This is a genomic window from Kaistia dalseonensis (assembly GCF_030814715.1).
Taxonomy (GTDB): Bacteria; Pseudomonadota; Alphaproteobacteria; order Rhizobiales; family Kaistiaceae; genus Kaistia; species Kaistia dalseonensis.
In genome coordinates this window covers 1038789-1056296 of sequence record NZ_JAUSVO010000001.1, presented here as the reverse complement: position 1 = coordinate 1056296, position 17508 = coordinate 1038789, and the positions used below count along the sequence as shown (strand labels likewise).

Below are 17508 nucleotides of genomic sequence, written 5' to 3'. Positions count from 1 at the left end.
AAAAAATGTGCAAAACTCGCGCGTTGCGAATCCGTTCCTAGTCGTCGAAAGTCGATCGATGGGTACCCTTCTTTCGCTCCGCATCCAGGAGCGCTTCGAGCAATTGACACCGAGCGAGCAGCGCCTCGCTGCGGTGCTGCTCGACCGTTCCGATGAGATCCTCACGTTTTCGGCCACGGAGCTCGCGCAGTTCTCCGGCGTGTCGAAGGCGACGGCGGCGCGGTTGTTCCGTAGCCTCGGTTACAGCGATTTCAACGAGGTGCGACTTCAGGCTCGCGAGGAGCGCAATCGTACCGGCCCGACCCAGAACATCGTCGTCTCGATGGAACGTCCGACGGGAGCCTCGACCGTCTCCGGCCATCTCCAGTCGGAAATTGCGAGCCTCACCCGCACCTTCGAATTCCTGCGCTCCGATCTTCTCGCCGAGGTCGCGGAACATCTCGCCTCGGCGCGGCGGATCTGGATCGCCGGTTCCGGTCCGCATTCGGGCAGCGCCCGACTGGCCCGCTCGCTCTTCGCCCAGGTCCGTCCTGCGGTCCAGTTGCTCAGCGAGGATGCCGAGACCTGGCCGGAGGAACTGGCGTCGATGGGGCCGGGCGATCTCCTCTTCGTCATCGCAACGCGGCCGTGGCCCTCCATGGTGCCGGGCCTGCTTGAGTTCGCGCAGACGGCCCGCGTCCACATTGTCGTCATCACGGATCCGGCCAGCCAGGCCAAGGTCAAGCGGCACGGCGGCATCCCGCTGATCTGCCAGCTCCCGCAAAACGGGGCAGGCGCCTCCTACACCGCACTCATGAGCATGATCGCGCTGCTGCAGCTCGCAACGATCGACAAGCTCGGTAACACTGCCCTGGTGCGTTCGGACCTGATCGAAGGCCTGCGCGAGCAACTCCGGACGGACTGATGGCGATCCGGATCGCCGCTGCCTGACGGATCGCAGGCGGCGCGATTGTCATCCTGCCTAAAAAACGAACGTCCAGACCCGGTGACAGCTTCGCCAGCTTGTGAAACAATGCTTCCACTAGATTAGATGCGGAAACATATGTTTCGTCTGCGCCCAGGCTCGGACGTTGCGGCGGAGGCGTGTCCCGATGTCCCTAATCCCAGGTGCCACCCAGGTTTTCTCGGTCGACCAGCTCAGTACCGGTTGCGCCGTCATATTCCTGGCAAAGCGCGTGCCGGCCTCGCCGAAGGTATTCGGGGAGGCCCAGCGCCTCGCCATCGGGCAAGTACTGGCTGAACTGGCAGACGAGGGCTGGCAGCTCTCGGTCCGGGCGATGTTCGATCCGTCGGTCGCCGAGCCGATGGTCTTCGATACCGGTTTTGCCCACAATATCGATCTCGCCGGCGTCTTCGAGGCGCCGAGCGTGACCGCGGCGCTCGAGGGCACTGTACGGCTCGAGGCCGCAGGCTGGAACCGGCGCTTCGATACCGAATGGCTGATCGGGCCGCGCGAGCTCTCCACCGTGAAGGGCATTGGTGATCCGGTCGATCGACCCTGGGGCTTCGTCGCCTTCTGGGAGTGGAACGATGCGCGGACGGCAGCGAGCCCCGAAGAGCGGCGCAGGAACGACGCCGATTGCGACATAGCCTTTCAGGCCGACCTCGACGCCAACATCAACATGACGGGCCGTCACCGCACCGACTGGATGCATGGCTGGCAGCATCTCAGCATTTGGGAGGCGACCAGTCCCGAATTGATCGATCACGCGATGTACGAGCATGAGCGCGTGCTCGATTTCCGCTTCACCACATCCCGCCACTATGTCGGCCGGCGTCGTCCGCTCGCCGATTTCCTCGCGACGAACTGAGGGCGCCACCGATGAGCGAAACGATCTGGATTCACTATGCCCGTCCAAGGCCGCATTGGTACGACCTTTCCGACGAACGCCAGACGGCATTGAAGGCCGAATGGTCGGCCTCGGCCGAGCGTTCGAAATCCGTCGGCGCTGCACGCGTCGGCGCTTATCACATTCGCGGCAACCATGATTTCGAGACGGTCGAAATATGGAGTTTTCCGAATGCCGAGGCGGCCTATGAGCATTGGGTCCGGCTTACGATTGCCGGCTACAATGAGTGGTTCGCCTACGCCAACAATATTGGCTTCGGTCCGATCGAATGACAGGCGCGCCGCTCCTTGAGGCGCGCGGCATCAAGCGCAGGTTCGGCCACGTCACGGCGCTCGACGGGGCCGATTTCGCCGTTCATGCCGGCGAAATCTGCGCGCTGATCGGCGATAATGGCGCGGGAAAATCGACGCTGGTGAAGATACTTTCCGGCACGGACAAGCCGGATAACGGCGAAATCCTGCTGGATGGCCAGCCGGTTGCCTTCGCGGCGCCGACTGACGCCCAGGCCAAGGGAATCGCCACGGTCTACCAGGATCTGGCGCTGGCGCCCAATCTCACGCCGGCGGCCAATCTCTTCCTCGGGCGCGAATTGCTCTTTGCCGGCTGGCGCGGCGCGCTGGGTTTCGTCGATCGGCGAACCATGCGGATGCGTGCCGAGGCACAGTTCCAGCGGCTGGGGGTGCGGCTCAGGTCGCAGCATGTTTCGGTTGCTTCGCTCTCGGGCGGCCAGCGGCAATCTGTTGCCATCGCGCGCGCGGCGCTCTGGGCTGACAAGGTCATCTTCATGGATGAGCCAACGGCCGCGCTCGGCGTGGTGCAGACCGAGCGCGTCCTCGACCTCATACGCCAGGTTCGCGACCAGGGCGTCGCCGTCGTCCTGATCAGCCACAACATGCCTCAGGTGCTGAAGGTGGCCGACCGGATCGAGGTGCTGAGGCTCGGTCGCCGCGTTGCGCGCTTCAAGGCGCGGGACGCGACCATCGAAAGCCTAGTGGCGGCCATGACCAGCGGCCTCGCGGTGGAGGGGGCGTCATGAACATTGGCTGGCGGAAAATCGGAACAGCATCGTCCGATGTTGCGGCCGAGGAAGGCGCCCCGAGAGACTGGAGCCGTCTGGTCGGCGGCGGCTGGGTTTTCCTGCTGCTGATCGCACTGATCGCGATCTTCACGATCCTGCGGCCGACGCAGTTCGGCTCCTCCTTCAACCTGTCCAATATCGCGGTCAATGCGGCGATCCTGCTCGTTCTTGCTGTCGGGCAGACCTTCGTCATGATCGCGGCCGGCGTCGATCTTTCCATTGGGGCCGTGCTCGTCTTTTCCTCTGTTGTCGCTGCGCGCGTCATGCTCATGCTCGCCGGCGATCAGGGCGGCGGCGCCTATGGCACGACCAATGCCAGTCTCGGCGTGGTGGTCATTGGCGCAGTGGCTGCCATCCTGTCCGGCGCGCTCTGGGGCGCGCTCAACGGATTCCTGGTTGCGGTCGCGCGGATACCTCCGTTGATCGTGACGCTCGGAACGCTCGGCATGGCGCTCGGGGGCGCCCAGATCCTGACGGGAGGCATCGACGTCAGGGCAGTCCCCGAGCTTCTGGTCATGGGGCTGGGCGGGGTGGGTCTCTTCGGCCTGCCCAATCTGGTTCAGATCGCGGTCCTGACGGCGATCCTCGGCGCGATCGTCCTGCATCTCACCCGCTTCGGCGTCCATGTCTACGCGATCGGCTCCAATAGCGAGGCGGCGCGGCGGAGCGGCATCCGCATCGCGCAGAGGCTGATCGTCATCTATGCGATCTCGGGCGGGCTTGCCGGCGTCGCGGCGATCATGTCGCTCGCTCGCTACGGCACGACGACCATCGCTGGCCACGCCATGGACAATCTCGCCACCATTTCCGCCGTCATTCTCGGCGGCACGAGCCTCTTCGGCGGCACCGGCAGCATCATCGGCACCGTCATCGGCGTGTTCATTCCGATCGTGCTGCTGAACGGCTTCGTCATCATCGGCATCCCGCCCTTCTGGCAGACCGTCGCGATGGGGGCGGTGCTCATCATTTCGGTCTTCACCGATCAGCTCAAGCGACGCGCCCGCGAGCGCGCCTGAAGCCAAGAACCACGAATCCGGGGCCGGAAACGGCACCCGGACATCACGAGACCAGCCAGAGAAGGAACAAGGACATGAAGCGCGTTTCACATATTGCGGTGTTCGCTACGATTGCGGCGACCCTCGCCACCGGACCGGCCTTTGCCGCCGATACGAGCCTAGCGCTCGTGCTGGGCGTGAAGGGCAGCCCCTTCTACGAAGCCATGGCCTGTGGCGCGAAGGCGAAGGCAGCCGAGCTCGGCATCGATCTGACGGTATCGGCATCCGATCAGTGGGGCCCGGACCAGCAGATCCCGATCGTCAATGCCATAGCGGCCGCGAAGCCCACCGCAGCCGCTATCGTTCCCGTCGACGCGCAGGCGCTGATCGCCCCGATGAAGCAGCTCGATTCCCTCGGCATCCATGTGCTGACGGCCGATCAGACGATCAATGACGACAGCTTCGTCAAGACGAGGATCGTCACGGACAACAAGGAAGGCGGCAAGCGCGCTGCCATCGCGATGAACGAGCTCCTCGCCGGCAAGGGCAAGGTTGTCGTCATGACCAACCCGCCCGGCACGACGGCCCAGGACGAGCGCACCGCCGGCTTCGAAGCCGAGATCAAGGGCTATCCAGGAATCACCTATCTCGGACAGCAGTTCTATACGAACCCGCAGCAAGCGACCGAGATGATCACGGCGATCCTCGCAAAGGATCCCGACGTCGCGGGCATATTCGTGACGAACGATCTGGGCGCCATCGGCGCCGTCACCGGATTGCGGCAGGCGAACGCGGGAGCCGTGAAGGTTGTGGCCTATGATGCCGCCGGCCCCGAGGTGAGCGCGCTCAAGAACGGCCAGATCCATGCCCTGATCGCGCAGGATCCGCGCCGCGAGGGCGAACTCGCCGTGGAAACCGCCGCCGCGCTGGCCGCTGGAAAGCCGGTTGAGAAGACGACGTTCACCGAGATCGTGACGATCAAGGCGTCTGAGCCCGAAATGGCGGACAAGTACGAATACAAGGCCGGCTGCTGAGCCATTTGCGCGGTTCCAGCGACGATCCGGTTGCGCCGCTCTCTCCCGGCGGCGCAGCCTATCCTCTTCCCTGCATCAGGAACCAAGGACATGTCCGCCAGACGGACCATAGCCGAGGCGATCAGCCGCGAAATGCGGCTCCATGCGCAGCCGGATTCGCGTTTCCATTTCGACTTCACGCAGTTCATTCCCGGCTTTGAGGGCGGTGACATAGCTGCCGAGCGCCTCGCGGCGGAGCCCGTCTATGCGGCGGCCCGGCACGTCTTCGTCACGCCCGATAACGGGCTCGTTCCCCTTCGCCGCCGCCTGATCGAGGATGGCAAGACGATGGTCCTGCCGTCTTACGGCCTCCATCGCGGTTTCATCCTGCTCGATCCCGCCGACGTGCCGGCCGGCGACGCACCCTTCGCGGCCTGGCTCGACGGCGTCGATCACTTCGGCCGGCTCGTCTCGCTGGCCGAATTGCGCGCGCATGGCGTCTTCGACCTCGTCATTGCCGGCGCGTCGGCCATCACGCGGAGAGGCCTGCGCTTCGGGATGGGCCATGCCTATCTCGATCTCGAATGGGGCATCTTCTCGGAGATCGGCGTCGTGGGGGCAGCGACCCCGGTCGCGGCGATCGTCCACGATATCCAACTCGCCGAGGAAGACCTGCCTGTCGGCTCATCCGATGTGACCGCCGACATCATCGTGACGCCGACGCGCACGCTCATGACCGGCGCCCGCGTTCAGCCAGCCTCGCTCGCCTGGGATCTGGTGGATCCATCGATCATGGACGCCGCGCCGCTGCGCGAATTGCGCGAGGCCCAGAGAGGCTGACCACGCGCGATCGAACCAGACGAAATTGGCGGCCGTCAACTCGTCTGCGACAGGAAATGGAACCGCACATTGCCGGCCCAGAGCGCCGTTGAATATTCGAGGCGCCGGTCGTTCTCGCCGAACACCGTGCCGGTCAGCCGCAGCAGCGGAGCATCTTCTTCGACATGGAGAAGGCGGGCCTCGTCGGCCGAGGCGTTCACCAGTTCCACCATGTTGTCCGCGCGGACCGTCCGCACATCGTAGCGGGCGAGAAGCGTGCTCCAGAGAGACCCGCCGGAGAGTTCTTCCCGGTCGAGCCCGGGAAAAAGCGCTGCCGGCAGCCATGACGTATTCATCACGATCGGGCGATGGTCGATGGCGATGACGCGGCGGATCACCACGGTCTGTTCAGTGTCGTCTATGGCGAGCGCCTGGCGTATCTGGGCCGGCGGAACGACCCGTGCCTGCATGTCGACCGTGGTTGCCGCCTCATGACCCTGGCGGCGAAGCTGTTCGGCGAAGCTGATCATCAGGCCGAGATCGCAGGTGACGGGCAGGGGCGGGGGCGTCACGATCGTGCCGACGCCATGGGCGCGGCGCACGAGACGCGCATCGGCGAGCCCTTCCAGGGCGCGGCGCACGGTCATGCGGCTGATGCCATAGAGCTTGGCGAGTTCCGTCTCGCGCGGCAGTCGTCCGCCGCTTTTCAGCGCGCCATTCAGGATCTGACGGCGCAGATCCTGCTCGACCTGCATGAAGACGGGGACCGGCGAGGCGTGGTCGATCAGGTCGCGGTCAACCTGGATGATCGGTTCGGATCGCATTCTTTCCCCTTCGGTCCTCTCGCAGACTGGGTGCCCTGTCACGCGGTTGCAGGCAAGCGTTTTGATCCCGTGGCTCTTGATCGCAAGAGGTATTATAGACTATACCTCTTCTAAGCGCCAAACATGAATTCGGATGAGCCGGAAAGGATATGCGATGACGATTCTCGTCGCTGGCAGCGCAGCTATGTTCGATCTGATCTTCGCGGCGGATCGCCATCCGGGCTCGTCGGAGGTGGCTGTGCTCTATCCGAACCCCAGCGCTTCGGGAGAGTGGCTGCCTGGCGGCGCGGCGATGACCATCGCGCTCGCGCTACGCCATCAGGGCCTGCCGGCCGCGCTCTGGCATCCCTTGCCGGCGGAGGGGTCGCATGAGGCGACGCTGACCATGCTCCGGCAGGCTGGTGTCGATCTCTCTCGCTCGCCCCGTGTCAGCGACGAGCCGGCCCGCTGTGTCATGGTTTATGACGGCCAACGACGATCGTCCTGGTCCACGCGGCTGCTCAGCGTTCGCCCCTATGATGTCGAAGCGATCCTCGCCGATGTCACCCATCTCATCATCGCCCCGGTCTGGGGCGAGTGGACAGAGATCCTGCTGGCCGCCGCAGAACGGCGTGGCATTGCGGCAAGCCTGGTCGGCGAGCCGGCGCTGGAGGCCCGCCGGCATCGCTGGCACACGGTCATCGTCGATGAGCGTCAGTTCGAGACGCTCGGAACGCTTGCCGCGTCGACGCTCGTCGTTACGCGCGGCGAAGAAGGCGCCGTCATTCGCCAGAACAGCGCGGAAATCCCGATTGCAGCCGTGAAGGCCAATGTCGTCGATACGACGGGCGCGGGCGACACATTCGGCGGCACGTTTCTCGCCCGCACGCTGCAGGGCGATTCGAATGCCGATGCCGGGCGGATTGCCGCGGAAATCGCGGCGAGGGCCTGCGAGGGCTGGGGCTCATGGGCGGCTTTCGTGACAGAACCCGCGGTCGATGCGCCACCGACGTTCGAGGAGCGCGTGCGCGGCGCGCTGTGGGGCACGGCCTGCGGCGACGCGTTCGGCATGCCGAATTCCTTCCTGCCGGCGCCGCCCTGGCGGATGACGATGCAGCCCGGTCCGGCCGACAGCCCCTATCATGCCGGCTACCCCGCGGGGCGGATCACCGACGATACTGAGCAGGCCCTGGCGCTGACCGACGCGCTCGAAGACGGCTTCGGCCCCGCGACGGTAGCTGCCCGGCTGAATGAGTGGTTCGTCGGCGTTGGCGGCGAGAACTCGCTCGCCGTCGGACCGAGCACCAAGCGCGCGCTGATGGCCTATCAGGCCGGCGCTCCGGTCGAGGAGATCGGCAAGTTCGGCGTGACCAATGGCGCGGCCATGCGCATTGCGCCGATTGGCGTCTTTGGCGCATTGGCCGGTCTCTCGCTGGAGAGGCTCACCGATATCGTCACGACCGCCTGCCTGCCGACCCACAATACGAGCCCGGCTATTTCCGGCGCCAATGCGCTCGCGGCCGCCATTGCAGCCGCCATTGCCGGCAAGGACTGGGACCATGTGATGGAGCAGGCGCTCGAGGGCGCCCGGATCGGCCAGCGGCGGGGCAACTGGATCTATTCCGCCGATGTCGCCTCGCGGATCGAGCATGGCCGGCGGCTCGCCGCCGGAGCCCGATCCAAGGTCGAACTCGTCCGCCTGATCTCCGACATTGTGGGCGCTGGCGAGCCGACGACGGAATCCGTGCCGGCCGCCATTGCGATCGCCGATTACGCCAAGGGCGATCCCAGGGTCGCGATCGAGATTGCGGGCAATCTGCGCGGCGATACGGACACGATAGCCGCCATGGCGGGCGCGATCTGTGGCGCCTATGCCGGCGAGGGCGCTATCCCGGCCGAATGGCGGCAGACGGTGGCAGAGGTGAACGCGCTCGATGTCGACCGCTGGGCCGAACGCCTCGCGGCCGCCGCCCGTACCCACATCCAGACCTCGAACAAGGACGTCGCCTGATGAAACCGATCCTGATCGACTGCGATCCCGGCATTGACGATTCCGTCGCCATTGCCTTCGCGATGGGGTCCGGCAAGCTCGCGATCCGCGCCATTACGACGGTATCAGGCAATCTCACCGCCGACCGCTGCGCCGATAATGCGACGCGGGTGCTCGACCGCTTCAGTGCGCCGGCCATTCCCGTCGCCATGGGCCCGCTGAAGCCGTTGGTTCGACCCTATCCGCGCGATCCGTTCTCCCATGGCGATGACGGTCTCGGCGAACTGCGCCTCGCGCCGTCGACCCGTGCGATCGACCCGCGCTTTGCGCCGGACCTCATCGTCGAGACGGCCAATGCCGAAGGCGGCGACCTCACCATCCTGGCGCTCGGTCCGCTGACCAACATCGCGCTCGCCACGATCAAAGATCCCGACCTGCCCAGGAAGGTGAAGGAACTGATCATCATCGGGGGCGCGTTCGGCTTCCAGAGCGAGGGATCGACGCGGGCGACGGGCGACAATCCGGCCAGCGAATGGAACATCTATGTCGATCCGGAAGCGGCCGATATCGTCTTCAAGGCGGGCTTCAATCTGACGGCGCTCGGCCTCGACGTGGTCACGCACAGCACGATCGAGCTCGGCGCTACCGATCGAAAAACGCTTGAGGCAGCGGCGACGCCGGCGGCTGAATTCCTTCTCGGCGTGGTCGCATTCGTCGAGCGGAGGGGCTTCAAATCCTATTGCGGGTTGATCGATTCGCTCGCTGTAGCCGCCGCGATCGATCCTGCTTTCGTGACGCTTGAAGACATCCAGGTCGCGGTCGAGACACAATCCTCGCTGACCCTCGGCCAGACCGTCGTCGACCGGCGCGACAATTTCCGCTGGACGCATCTGCCGACGATCAAGGCGGCGAGCGCCGTCAACGCGACGCGCTTCTTCGAACTTCTCGTTCCCTCGCTCTGCCGCCCCTCCGCCTCGGCCTGATCGTCACCGATACGCAGCAGCGCGTCCTCGGGGCCGTGCGCGCCGCGACATGAGATAGTCGCCATTCCGCCGCAGGCCCTCGAACGGGCTGGCGGCGGGTCGCTGTCGGGATTATCGATGACGGCAGCGGGAGACCATCATGACGGACAAGCCGACTCCGGAGACCAAATCCAGCCTCGATGCCTGGCGCGCGCTTGCCGAGCGAGAACTGAAGGCCTCGCCGGATACGCTCGTCTGGCACACGCCCGAGGGCATCGACGTCAAGCCGCTCTATACGCGGGACGACCTCGCCGGCATCGGCCATCTCGATACGCTCCCGGGCATCGAACCCTTCCTGCGCGGGCCGCGTGCGACGATGTATGCCGGCCGGCCCTGGACGATCCGCCAATATGCTGGCTTCTCGACGGCGGAGGAATCGAACGCCTTCTACCGCAAGGCGCTCGCCGCCGGCCAGAAGGGCCTTTCGGTCGCCTTCGATCTGGCAACCCATCGTGGTTATGACAGCGATCATCCGCGCGTCGTCGGCGATGTCGGCAAGGCGGGTGTGGCGATCGATTCGGTCGAGGACATGAAGATCCTCTTCGACGGCATTCCGCTCGATCAGATGTCGGTCTCCATGACGATGAACGGCGCGGTCATCCCGATCCTCGCCAATTTCATCGTCGCCGGTGAGGAGCAGCACGTTTCGCGCGCGGCGCTTTCGGGCACGATCCAGAACGACATCCTCAAGGAGTTCATGGTTCGCAACACCTACATCTACCCGCCGGAACCATCGATGCGGATCGTCGCCGACATCATCGAGTACACGGCGCGCGAGATGCCGAAGTTCAATTCGATCTCGATTTCCGGCTACCACATGCAGGAAGCGGGCGCGACGCTGGTGCAGGAGCTCGCCTTCACGCTGGCCGACGGTCGCGAATATGTCCGCGCCGCCCTTCGCAAGGGGCTCGATGTCGATGCGTTCGCCGGCCGGCTCTCGTTCTTCTTCGCGATCGGCATGAACTTCTTCATGGAGGCGGCGAAGCTGCGCGCCGCGCGCCTGCTCTGGTCGCGGATCATGACGGAATTCGCCCCGAAGAAGGCGTCGTCCCTGATGCTGCGCACGCACTGCCAGACGTCGGGCGTGTCGCTGCAGGAGCAGGACCCTTACAACAACATCGTCCGCACGGCCTATGAGGCATTGGCGGCCGTCCTTGGCGGCACGCAGTCGCTGCACACCAATTCGTTCGACGAAGCGATCGCATTGCCGACCGAGTTTTCGTCGCGCATCGCCCGCAACACGCAGTTGATCCTGGAGCATGAGACCGGCATTTCCCATGTCGTCGATCCGCTCGCCGGCTCCTATTATGTCGAAAGCCTCACCAACGATCTGGCCGAAAAGGCCTGGGCGTTGATCGGCGAGGTCGAGGCGATGGGCGGCATGACGAAGGCCGTCGCCTCCGGCCTGCCGAAGCGGATGATCGAAGAAGCGGCGGCGCGCCGGCAGGCGGCCGTCGACCGGGGCGAGGAGGTCATCGTCGGCGTCAACCGCTATCGGCTGGAGCAGGAAGACCCGATCGACATTCTCGATATCGACAATGCCGCCGTGCGCCAGTCGCAGATCGCGCGGCTCGAGCGGACCAAGCGCCAGCGCGATCCCGACCGCGTCGCAGCGACGCTTGCGCAGCTAGAGGCCGTGGCGCGGTCCGGCGAGGGCAACATATTGGAGGCGGCCGTCGAGGCTGCGCGGGCACGTGCGACAGTCGGCGAAATATCCGACGCGATGCGCCGGGCCTTTGGAGATTACGTCGCCGTGCCGGAAGTCGTCGGCGACATTTACGGCCGCGCCTATCATGACGAACCGGAATATCAGGCGCTCGTCTCGCGCCTCGACGGTCTCTCCGCGAGCCTCGGCGGACGGCCCAAGGTCATGGTCGCGAAGCTCGGCCAGGATGGCCATGATCGTGGCGCCAAGATCATCGCGTCGGCCTTCGGGGATATTGGCTTCGAAGTGCTGGCCGGGCCGTTGTTCCAGACGCCGGAAGAAGCCGCCGACATGGCGATTGCGGCCAAGGTCAATGTGCTGGGCGTCTCGTCGCTCGCCGCGGGCCACAAGACGCTGCTGCCGCAGCTCGTTGCCGCGCTGAAGGCGCGCGGCGGGGAGGATATCATCGTGGTGTGCGGCGGCGTCGTGCCGCGCCAGGATTATCAGTTCCTGCTCGACCATGGCGTTGCGGCCGTATTCGGCCCCGGCACGCCGGTGCTCGATGCCGCCCGCTCGGTGCTCGACCTGATGGAGGGGCGCCGGCGCAACGCCTGACGACCGACGCTGACGGCCCTTGTCTCATGCAGGGTGAGCCAGGAGACTGTCGGCCAGTACCGCTCATTTTCGAGGACCAGCGTGACCATCACGATCTATGGCATCAAGAACTGCGACACGATGAAGAAAGCCCGGCTCTGGCTGGACGAGCATGGCGTGGCCTATGCGTTCCACGACTACAAGGCCGAGGGCATCGACCGTGCGCATCTCGACCAATGGGTCGCCACATTCGGCTGGGAAACAGTTCTCAACCGCGTCGGCACGACGTTTCGAAAATTGCCGGATGAGGCGAAACAGGATCTCGACACGGAGAAGGCGATCGGACTGATGCTGGCCCAGCCCTCGATGATCAAGCGGCCGGTGCTCGATCTCGGCGACGGTCGGCTTCTCGTCGGGTTCAAGCCGGAGAGTTATGCGGAGGCGCTGGCGCCGTGATCCCGAAACCGCCGCGCCTCACGGCTTGACAGCGGTTTCCCTTCATTGGAATAATGTTAGTATACAAATGAGTTTCCCGAGCAGTTCCTCCGGCCTGACCGGGCCAGCCTGAGCGTCGCCAAAGCGCGGAGTGGGCAGGGGCCGGCAGCCATTGATGGGGTCGCCATGTCTCTGCGTGACGAAGCCGCGCCTCTCGCTTCCGAGGCCATGCCGGCCAAGGACGACAAGATCCGCTGCGATGCCTGTCCGGTGATGTGTTACATCCGGCCGGGTGCCACGGGCGCCTGTGATCGCTACGCCAACGCCGATGGCGCGCTCGTCCGGGTCGATCCGCATGTGCTGCTGGAGCGCACGCTGGAGCAGGGCGGCGAACTCGTTCCCTTCGCCCGCTCGGGCGCCTGGGATGGCAGCGTCGTGCGTGAGGGCAACACCTTCGTCACCGCGATTGGTGCCGGCACGACCTATCCCGACTATAAGCCCGCGCCGTTCATCGTCTCGTCGGAGGTTGATGGCGTCGACATGGTCACGGTCGTGACCGAGGGCATCTTCAGCTATTGCGGCGTCAAGGTGAAGATCGATACCGACCGCTTCGTCGGGCCGGAGACGAGCCTGGTGCGCGTGGCGGGCGAGGCGATCGGCCATGTCACCACCGGCGAATACGGCTCGCAGATGCTGTCGCTCGGCGGCGTGCACCATCTGACCGGCGGCTCGAAGAAAGAGGGTCGCGTCACCTGTGACGCGTTGCTCGAACTCTGCAACGGCAAGGCCGTCGAGATGACGATCGATGGCGGCGCGACGCTGATCGTGGAAGCCGGCAAGCCGCCGATCGTGAACGGCCAGACCGAGACGCGCATGCGTGTCGGCTGCGGTTCGGCCACCATCGGCATCTTCGCCAAGCAATGGCTCGGCAAGGCCGACGAGGTCGTCGTCGTCGACGATCACATCACCGGCGTCCTGTCGGAACACCAGGCGGGCAAGCTGCTCGGCATTCCCGATACGGGCATTAAGCTGAAAGGCCGCCGCTCGACGCCGGGGCGCTATTTCCAGGTCGCACAGCCGGGGACCGGATGGGGCGGCACGGATATCGACGATCCTCTCTCGATCCTCGGGCCGTTCGATCCCAAGGTCGCCTATCCGGGCCTCAGGCTGCTGATGACCTCCACGACGGGCGAGCATTCGGCCTATTATCAGCTCGACGACGATCTTCGGCCGGTCCAGGTCGAGATGCCGGACGTGCTGGTCAGCGCCGTCGAGCGCATCGCGGAGAATTGCGAGCCCGCGCTTTCCACAGTTCTCTTCATGGCTGGCGCCGGCGGTTCGCTGCGGGCCGGTGTGACGGATAATCCCGTTCGCCTGACCCGCTCGGTCAAGGACGCGCTGACATCCGTCACATGCGGCGGCGCGCCAGTCTACGTCTGGCCCGGCGGCGGCATCACCTTCATGGTCGACGTGACGCGCCTGCCGGAAAACGCCTTCGGCTATGTGCCGACGCCCGCATTGGTGGCGCCGATCGAATTCACGCTCAAGCTCTCCGACTATGAGGCGCTGGGCGGCTATATGGACTGCGTGCGCCCACTCTCGAGCCTGACCGGGGAGGGCCGTCGCAGCGTCGTGCCCCATCGCGACAATCCATGGCCAATGCAGCCGGGCGGCCTCCGGCACGCGATCGGCTGAGGCAACTGCCATGTTCGATCCGCCCGTCGCGCGCATGCTGCCAGATGGGCGACGGCTGCACCTGCAGCAGGGGCCGATCGACTTGGTAATTGGCGCCTTCGGGACCGATACGGCCGTCGCTGCAGCTTATGCCGGTGCGGTCCGCCGTTTCGATGGCCTGTTGCAGGAGCTCTGCGACGAACTCCTCATGCTGCGCGCGCCGGCGGGTCCCAGCCATCTGCCACCGAACGGCGTCGTCGCGCGGCGCATGCTGGCAGCTGTCATGCCTTTCGCAGCCGACATCTTCATCACGCCGATGGCGGCCGTGGCAGGTGCCGTGGCCGAGGAAATCCTCGGCGCGATGCTGGATGGCGCCCGGCTCGACCGTGCCTTCGTCAATAATGGCGGCGACATCGCGCTGCATCTCGCGCCCGGCGAGCGCTTCCGTATCGGCCTCGTCGATCGGCCGGACCGTCCGGGCCTCTTTGGAACGACGGAGATTTCGGAGGCGGATCCCATCCGCGGCATCGCGACCAGCGGCCGTCGGGGCCGCAGCTTCTCGCTCGGCATAGCCGACGCGGTGACGGTGCTCGCCGCGAGTGCAGCCATGGCCGACGCGGCCGCAACCGTCATCGCCAATGCGGTCGACCTGCCGGATCATCCGGCGATCATTCGGGAACCGGGCACGGACATTCAGCCCGACAGCGATCTCGGAGCCCGGCTGGTGACGCGCGATGTCGGCAGACTAGCGGACAGCGATGTCGAGGAAGCGCTGAGGCGCGGTGTCGCCATGGCCGGCCAGTTGCAGGCTCGCGGCCTGATCGTGTCGGCGGCGCTGCATCTCCAGGGCTCTACACGCGTGGCGGAGGGGCAAGGAGCGTTGCTCCAAAGATCCTCGGCATGAGCCGGCTGCCGTCATTGCCGGGCGGGGCCTGGCAATGACGCAATCGTGAACCTGAGAGGGGAACGGCCTACCGCTCGACGAAGGCGCGTTCGATGACGAAGTCGCCCGGTTCGCCGTGATTGCCTTCAACAAGGTTGTTCTCGAGGAAAATCGCCTTGAGATCGACCAGCATTTGCGGGCTGCCGCAGAGCATGAAACGGTCGTCGGCGCCGTTCATCGGCGGCAGGCCGACATCCTCGTAGAGCTTGCCCGAGGTCATCAGGTCGGTGATGCGGCCGCGATTGCGGAAAGGCTCGCGCGTGACCGTCGGGTAGTAGATCAGCTGCTCGCGGATCATGTCGCCGAGGAATTCGTCTTCCGGCAGATCCTTGGTGATCTTCTCGCCATAGGCGAGCTCGGAGATCTGTCGGCAGCCATGGACGAGCACGACCTTCTCGTAGCGCTCATAGGTCTCGGGATCGCGGATGATCGAGAGGAAGGGCGCGAGGCCCGTGCCGGTGCCGAGCAGATAAAGGTGCTTGCCGTCCTTCAGATTGTCGAGGACGAGCGTGCCGGTCGCCTTCTTGCCGACGATGAGCGGATCGCCGACCTTCAAATTCTGCAGCTTCGAGGTCAGCGGACCGTCCGGGACCTTGATCGAGAAGAATTCGAGATTGTCGTCATAGTTCGTGCTGACGACGCTATAGGCGCGCAACAGCGGCTTCTCGTTCACCTTGATGCCGATCATCGTGAACTGGCCGTTCTTGAAGCGGAACGTCGGGTCGCGCGTCGTCGTGAAACTGAAGAGCGTGTCGGTCCAGTGATGGACGCTGAGAACGGTTTCTTCGTAGAAATTGCTCATGACCGCGGCTTTGATCCGAGAGGATATCAATAAGCCGGCCAACGGACGTTCGTGGCCGGCGGGTTGAAGCAGTTTGGCCGATATTCGCCGGAGGCTGCCGATCCGATCGGCTTGCCCTCGCATGCGACATCCATCAGGCCATCGTCACAATTCATCTGCGTGGCGTTTTTCCGCAAAGCGGAGTCAAATGCCAGGTATCATTTTTCCGTTTCAGCCCGAAGATTGAAACGTCATTCGCCGATACTCTGGAGAATGACTCGCCTGGCGCGCGCTATTCATTTGTATGCTAACAATATTGCAGCGCGGCCGGATCTTGTCAATTGGCGGAACCCCGCCATTTCCGCATGGCAGACCCGTCAGCGGAGCTTCTTGAGCAAAGCGAGGAGGCTTGCGCGCTCGCCCTTGCTGAGCGGCGCCAGCGTATCCTCGGTGACGGCCGAGGCGAGCGGCAGGCATGCCGACACGAGATCGTGTCCCTCCGCCGTCAGCGCCACCAGCCGTCGGCGTCCATCCGTCTCGTCGGGGCGCACTTCCGTCAGCCCGCGCGCGGTCAGCCGGTCAATGACGCCCTTGATCGTTGCGACGTCCATGGCGGTCATGCGGCCGAGCAGGTTCTGCGAGAGCGGACCGCGCTCATGGAGCTTGATCATCGACGCCCACTGCGTCGGCGTCAGCACATCGCCGAAGCGATCCAAGAAGAGCACCGAATGGCGCTGCGACACCTGGCGCAGGATGAAGCCGACCTGATCGTCGAGCACGTAATCGGCGGCGTTCGCTTCGTGTCCGATCGTCGCCGGATCCGTCATGACGTGCTCCCCGCCCTGTGCATCGATCTGCCATCGCCGTTTGTATACAAACAACTATGCGGTCGGCGCCTCTGCCGTCAATGAAGGCGGACCGGGCAGGGCTTCTGAACCGGCCACCTCGATCAGCCAGTCGCGGAAATCGGCTAGCGCCGGCAGGCGGTCGCGTCCTTCGGGATAGACGAGATAGTAGCCCTTCTCGGTCTCCAGCCGGACATCGAACAGCACGTCGAGGCTGCCGGCTTCCAGTTCCGGCCGCACGAGAAAATGCGGCACCAGCGCCACGCCGATCGAGGCGACGGCCGCCTGCAGGACGAGGGCAAATTGCTCGAAATGAAGCCGGGGACCCGCAAGATCTGGAATCTGAGCGAGTTGGGCATAATCTTCCCAGGCCGTCGGCCGGGTCGCCTGAACCAGGAGCGGCAACCGGGCGAGATCGCCGGGCCGTTCGACTGCGTGCTGGCGGATGAAGGCCGGCGATGCGGCAACGACCAGTGTCTCGCCCATCAGACGGTGCATGGTGGTGCCCGGCCAGTCTTCGGCCCCGAAATGGATTGCCGCGTCGACGGGCTCGGTCGCGAAATCGAACGGTCGCACGCGCGTTGAAAAGCTGATCTCGACCTGCGGGTGGCGCGCGATGAAGCGGCCAATGCGTGGCACCAGCCATCGCGTACCAAATGTCGGCAGCGTCGCGATCGAGAGCAGCCCGCCCCGACCGCGATAGGCGATCACATTGGCCGTCGCCGAGACGAATTTCTGCAGGATCTGGCGGATCTCTCCGGCATAGAACGCGCCGGCATCGGTGAGCGCGACGCGTTGCCGGACGCGGACAAAAAGGGCAAGGCCGAGTTGATCCTCCAGAAGCTTGACCTGCCGGCTGATCGCGCCCTGGGTCAAGTCGAGTTCATCGGCCGCCTTGGTGAAGCTGCCATGGCGGGCCGCCGCCTCGAAGGCGACGAGCGCGGCGAACGGCGGCAGGAAACGGCGGGCGAGCATGGACTCCATGGCGCTCATTCCTCGTCCCGCGCCCGAGCCCCGTCAA

General features: G+C 65.1%; 17 protein-coding genes. 13 read left to right on the top strand and 4 right to left on the bottom strand.

The window, feature by feature from the left end; translation table 11 throughout:
* Window positions 1–58 precede the first annotated feature (58 nt).
* From QO014_RS04850 to QO014_RS04820, 7 genes are all read left to right on the top strand, one after another.
* Complete coding sequence (locus QO014_RS04850) at window positions 59–904, top strand: MurR/RpiR family transcriptional regulator (protein ID WP_266347489.1); 846 nt, start codon at window positions 59–61, stop codon at window positions 902–904.
* Between the two features lie 187 nt (window positions 905–1091).
* The gene (locus tag QO014_RS04845) at window positions 1092–1811 is read left to right on the top strand and encodes a hypothetical protein (protein WP_266347488.1); all 720 of its coding nucleotides are present in this window, start codon (window positions 1092–1094) and stop codon (window positions 1809–1811) included.
* 11 nt (window positions 1812–1822) lie between these two features.
* Window positions 1823–2122 carry a hypothetical protein gene (locus QO014_RS04840; protein WP_266347487.1) on the top strand — a complete coding sequence of 100 codons (300 nt, stop codon included), beginning with the start codon at window positions 1823–1825 and terminating at the stop codon, window positions 2120–2122.
* A complete protein-coding gene (locus QO014_RS04835; protein ID WP_266347486.1) occupies window positions 2119–2886 on the top strand; it encodes an ATP-binding cassette domain-containing protein in 768 nt (255 codons plus the stop codon). The genes QO014_RS04840 and QO014_RS04835 overlap by 4 nt, the downstream gene beginning before the upstream one ends.
* Window positions 2883–3944: an ABC transporter permease gene (locus tag QO014_RS04830; protein WP_266347485.1), complete on the top strand. Its 1062-nt coding sequence runs from the start codon at window positions 2883–2885 to the stop codon at window positions 3942–3944. The genes QO014_RS04835 and QO014_RS04830 overlap by 4 nt, the downstream gene beginning before the upstream one ends.
* A gap of 74 nt (window positions 3945–4018) precedes the next feature.
* Window positions 4019–4957: an ABC transporter substrate-binding protein gene (locus QO014_RS04825; RefSeq protein WP_266347484.1), complete on the top strand. Its 939-nt coding sequence runs from the start codon at window positions 4019–4021 to the stop codon at window positions 4955–4957.
* A gap of 90 nt (window positions 4958–5047) precedes the next feature.
* Window positions 5048–5776: a 5-formyltetrahydrofolate cyclo-ligase gene (locus QO014_RS04820; RefSeq protein ID WP_266347483.1), complete on the top strand. Its 729-nt coding sequence runs from the start codon at window positions 5048–5050 to the stop codon at window positions 5774–5776.
* 35 nt (window positions 5777–5811) lie between these two features.
* Here QO014_RS04820 and QO014_RS04815 read toward each other — a convergent pair whose 3' ends face one another.
* The gene (locus QO014_RS04815) at window positions 5812–6579 is read right to left on the bottom strand and encodes a GntR family transcriptional regulator (RefSeq protein WP_266347482.1); all 768 of its coding nucleotides are present in this window, start codon (window positions 6577–6579) and stop codon (window positions 5812–5814) included.
* Window positions 6580–6733: 154 nt separating this feature from the next.
* Between QO014_RS04815 and QO014_RS04810 the strand changes: the two genes are divergently transcribed.
* From QO014_RS04810 to QO014_RS04785, 6 genes are all read left to right on the top strand, one after another.
* Window positions 6734–8569 carry a PfkB family carbohydrate kinase gene (locus QO014_RS04810; protein ID WP_266347481.1) on the top strand — a complete coding sequence of 612 codons (1836 nt, stop codon included), beginning with the start codon at window positions 6734–6736 and terminating at the stop codon, window positions 8567–8569.
* Window positions 8569–9531, top strand: coding sequence for a nucleoside hydrolase (locus QO014_RS04805; protein ID WP_266347480.1), 963 nt, complete (start codon window positions 8569–8571; stop codon window positions 9529–9531). Before QO014_RS04810 ends, QO014_RS04805 begins: the two co-directional genes overlap by 1 nt.
* Window positions 9532–9670: 139 nt before the next feature.
* Entirely contained in the window at window positions 9671–11830 is a 2160-nt protein-coding gene (gene scpA, locus QO014_RS04800; RefSeq protein ID WP_266347479.1) for a methylmalonyl-CoA mutase, read from the top strand.
* Between the two features lie 81 nt (window positions 11831–11911).
* Entirely contained in the window at window positions 11912–12265 is a 354-nt protein-coding gene (locus QO014_RS04795; protein ID WP_266347478.1) for an ArsC family reductase, read from the top strand.
* A 165-nt stretch (window positions 12266–12430) separates the two neighbouring features.
* Window positions 12431–13939, top strand: a complete 1509-nt coding sequence (locus QO014_RS04790; protein ID WP_266347477.1) for a 6-hydroxynicotinate reductase — start codon at window positions 12431–12433, stop codon at window positions 13937–13939.
* 10 nt (window positions 13940–13949) lie between these two features.
* Entirely contained in the window at window positions 13950–14822 is an 873-nt protein-coding gene (locus QO014_RS04785; protein ID WP_266347476.1) for a UPF0280 family protein, read from the top strand.
* A 67-nt stretch (window positions 14823–14889) separates the two neighbouring features.
* On the opposite strand, the gene QO014_RS04780 is transcribed toward QO014_RS04785, so the two are convergent.
* The 3 genes from QO014_RS04780 to gcvA all read right to left on the bottom strand — a co-directional run bounded on the left by QO014_RS04780 (window position 14890) and on the right by gcvA (window position 17471).
* Window positions 14890–15663, bottom strand: a complete 774-nt coding sequence (locus tag QO014_RS04780) for a ferredoxin--NADP reductase (RefSeq protein ID WP_266347475.1) — start codon at window positions 15661–15663, stop codon at window positions 14890–14892.
* Between the two features lie 356 nt (window positions 15664–16019).
* Window positions 16020–16469 (bottom strand): MarR family winged helix-turn-helix transcriptional regulator, encoded by a 450-nt coding sequence (locus QO014_RS04775; RefSeq protein WP_266347474.1) that lies wholly within the window; start codon window positions 16467–16469, stop codon window positions 16020–16022.
* A gap of 54 nt (window positions 16470–16523) precedes the next feature.
* Entirely contained in the window at window positions 16524–17471 is a 948-nt protein-coding gene (gene gcvA / locus QO014_RS04770; protein WP_266347473.1) for a transcriptional regulator GcvA, read from the bottom strand.
* Between the last annotated feature and the right edge of the window lie 37 nt (window positions 17472–17508).

Coding starts and splice junctions, on each gene's coding strand:
- QO014_RS04810 (WP_266347481.1), top strand. CDS start 6,734: ATGACGATTCTCGTCGCTGGCAGCGCAGCTATGTTCGATCTGATCTTC.
- QO014_RS04850 (WP_266347489.1), top strand. CDS start 59: ATGGGTACCCTTCTTTCGCTCCGCATCCAGGAGCGCTTCGAGCAATTG.
- scpA (WP_266347479.1), top strand. CDS start 9,671: ATGACGGACAAGCCGACTCCGGAGACCAAATCCAGCCTCGATGCCTGG.
- QO014_RS04785 (WP_266347476.1), top strand. CDS start 13,950: ATGTTCGATCCGCCCGTCGCGCGCATGCTGCCAGATGGGCGACGGCTG.
- QO014_RS04815 (WP_266347482.1), bottom strand. CDS start 6,579: ATGCGATCCGAACCGATCATCCAGGTTGACCGCGACCTGATCGACCAC.
- QO014_RS04845 (WP_266347488.1), top strand. CDS start 1,092: ATGTCCCTAATCCCAGGTGCCACCCAGGTTTTCTCGGTCGACCAGCTC.
- QO014_RS04780 (WP_266347475.1), bottom strand. CDS start 15,663: ATGAGCAATTTCTACGAAGAAACCGTTCTCAGCGTCCATCACTGGACC.
- QO014_RS04825 (WP_266347484.1), top strand. CDS start 4,019: ATGAAGCGCGTTTCACATATTGCGGTGTTCGCTACGATTGCGGCGACC.
- QO014_RS04790 (WP_266347477.1), top strand. CDS start 12,431: ATGTCTCTGCGTGACGAAGCCGCGCCTCTCGCTTCCGAGGCCATGCCG.
- QO014_RS04820 (WP_266347483.1), top strand. CDS start 5,048: ATGTCCGCCAGACGGACCATAGCCGAGGCGATCAGCCGCGAAATGCGG.
- QO014_RS04775 (WP_266347474.1), bottom strand. CDS start 16,469: ATGACGGATCCGGCGACGATCGGACACGAAGCGAACGCCGCCGATTAC.
- QO014_RS04840 (WP_266347487.1), top strand. CDS start 1,823: ATGAGCGAAACGATCTGGATTCACTATGCCCGTCCAAGGCCGCATTGG.
- QO014_RS04805 (WP_266347480.1), top strand. CDS start 8,569: ATGAAACCGATCCTGATCGACTGCGATCCCGGCATTGACGATTCCGTC.
- gcvA (WP_266347473.1), bottom strand. CDS start 17,471: ATGGAGTCCATGCTCGCCCGCCGTTTCCTGCCGCCGTTCGCCGCGCTC.
- QO014_RS04830 (WP_266347485.1), top strand. CDS start 2,883: ATGAACATTGGCTGGCGGAAAATCGGAACAGCATCGTCCGATGTTGCG.
- QO014_RS04835 (WP_266347486.1), top strand. CDS start 2,119: ATGACAGGCGCGCCGCTCCTTGAGGCGCGCGGCATCAAGCGCAGGTTC.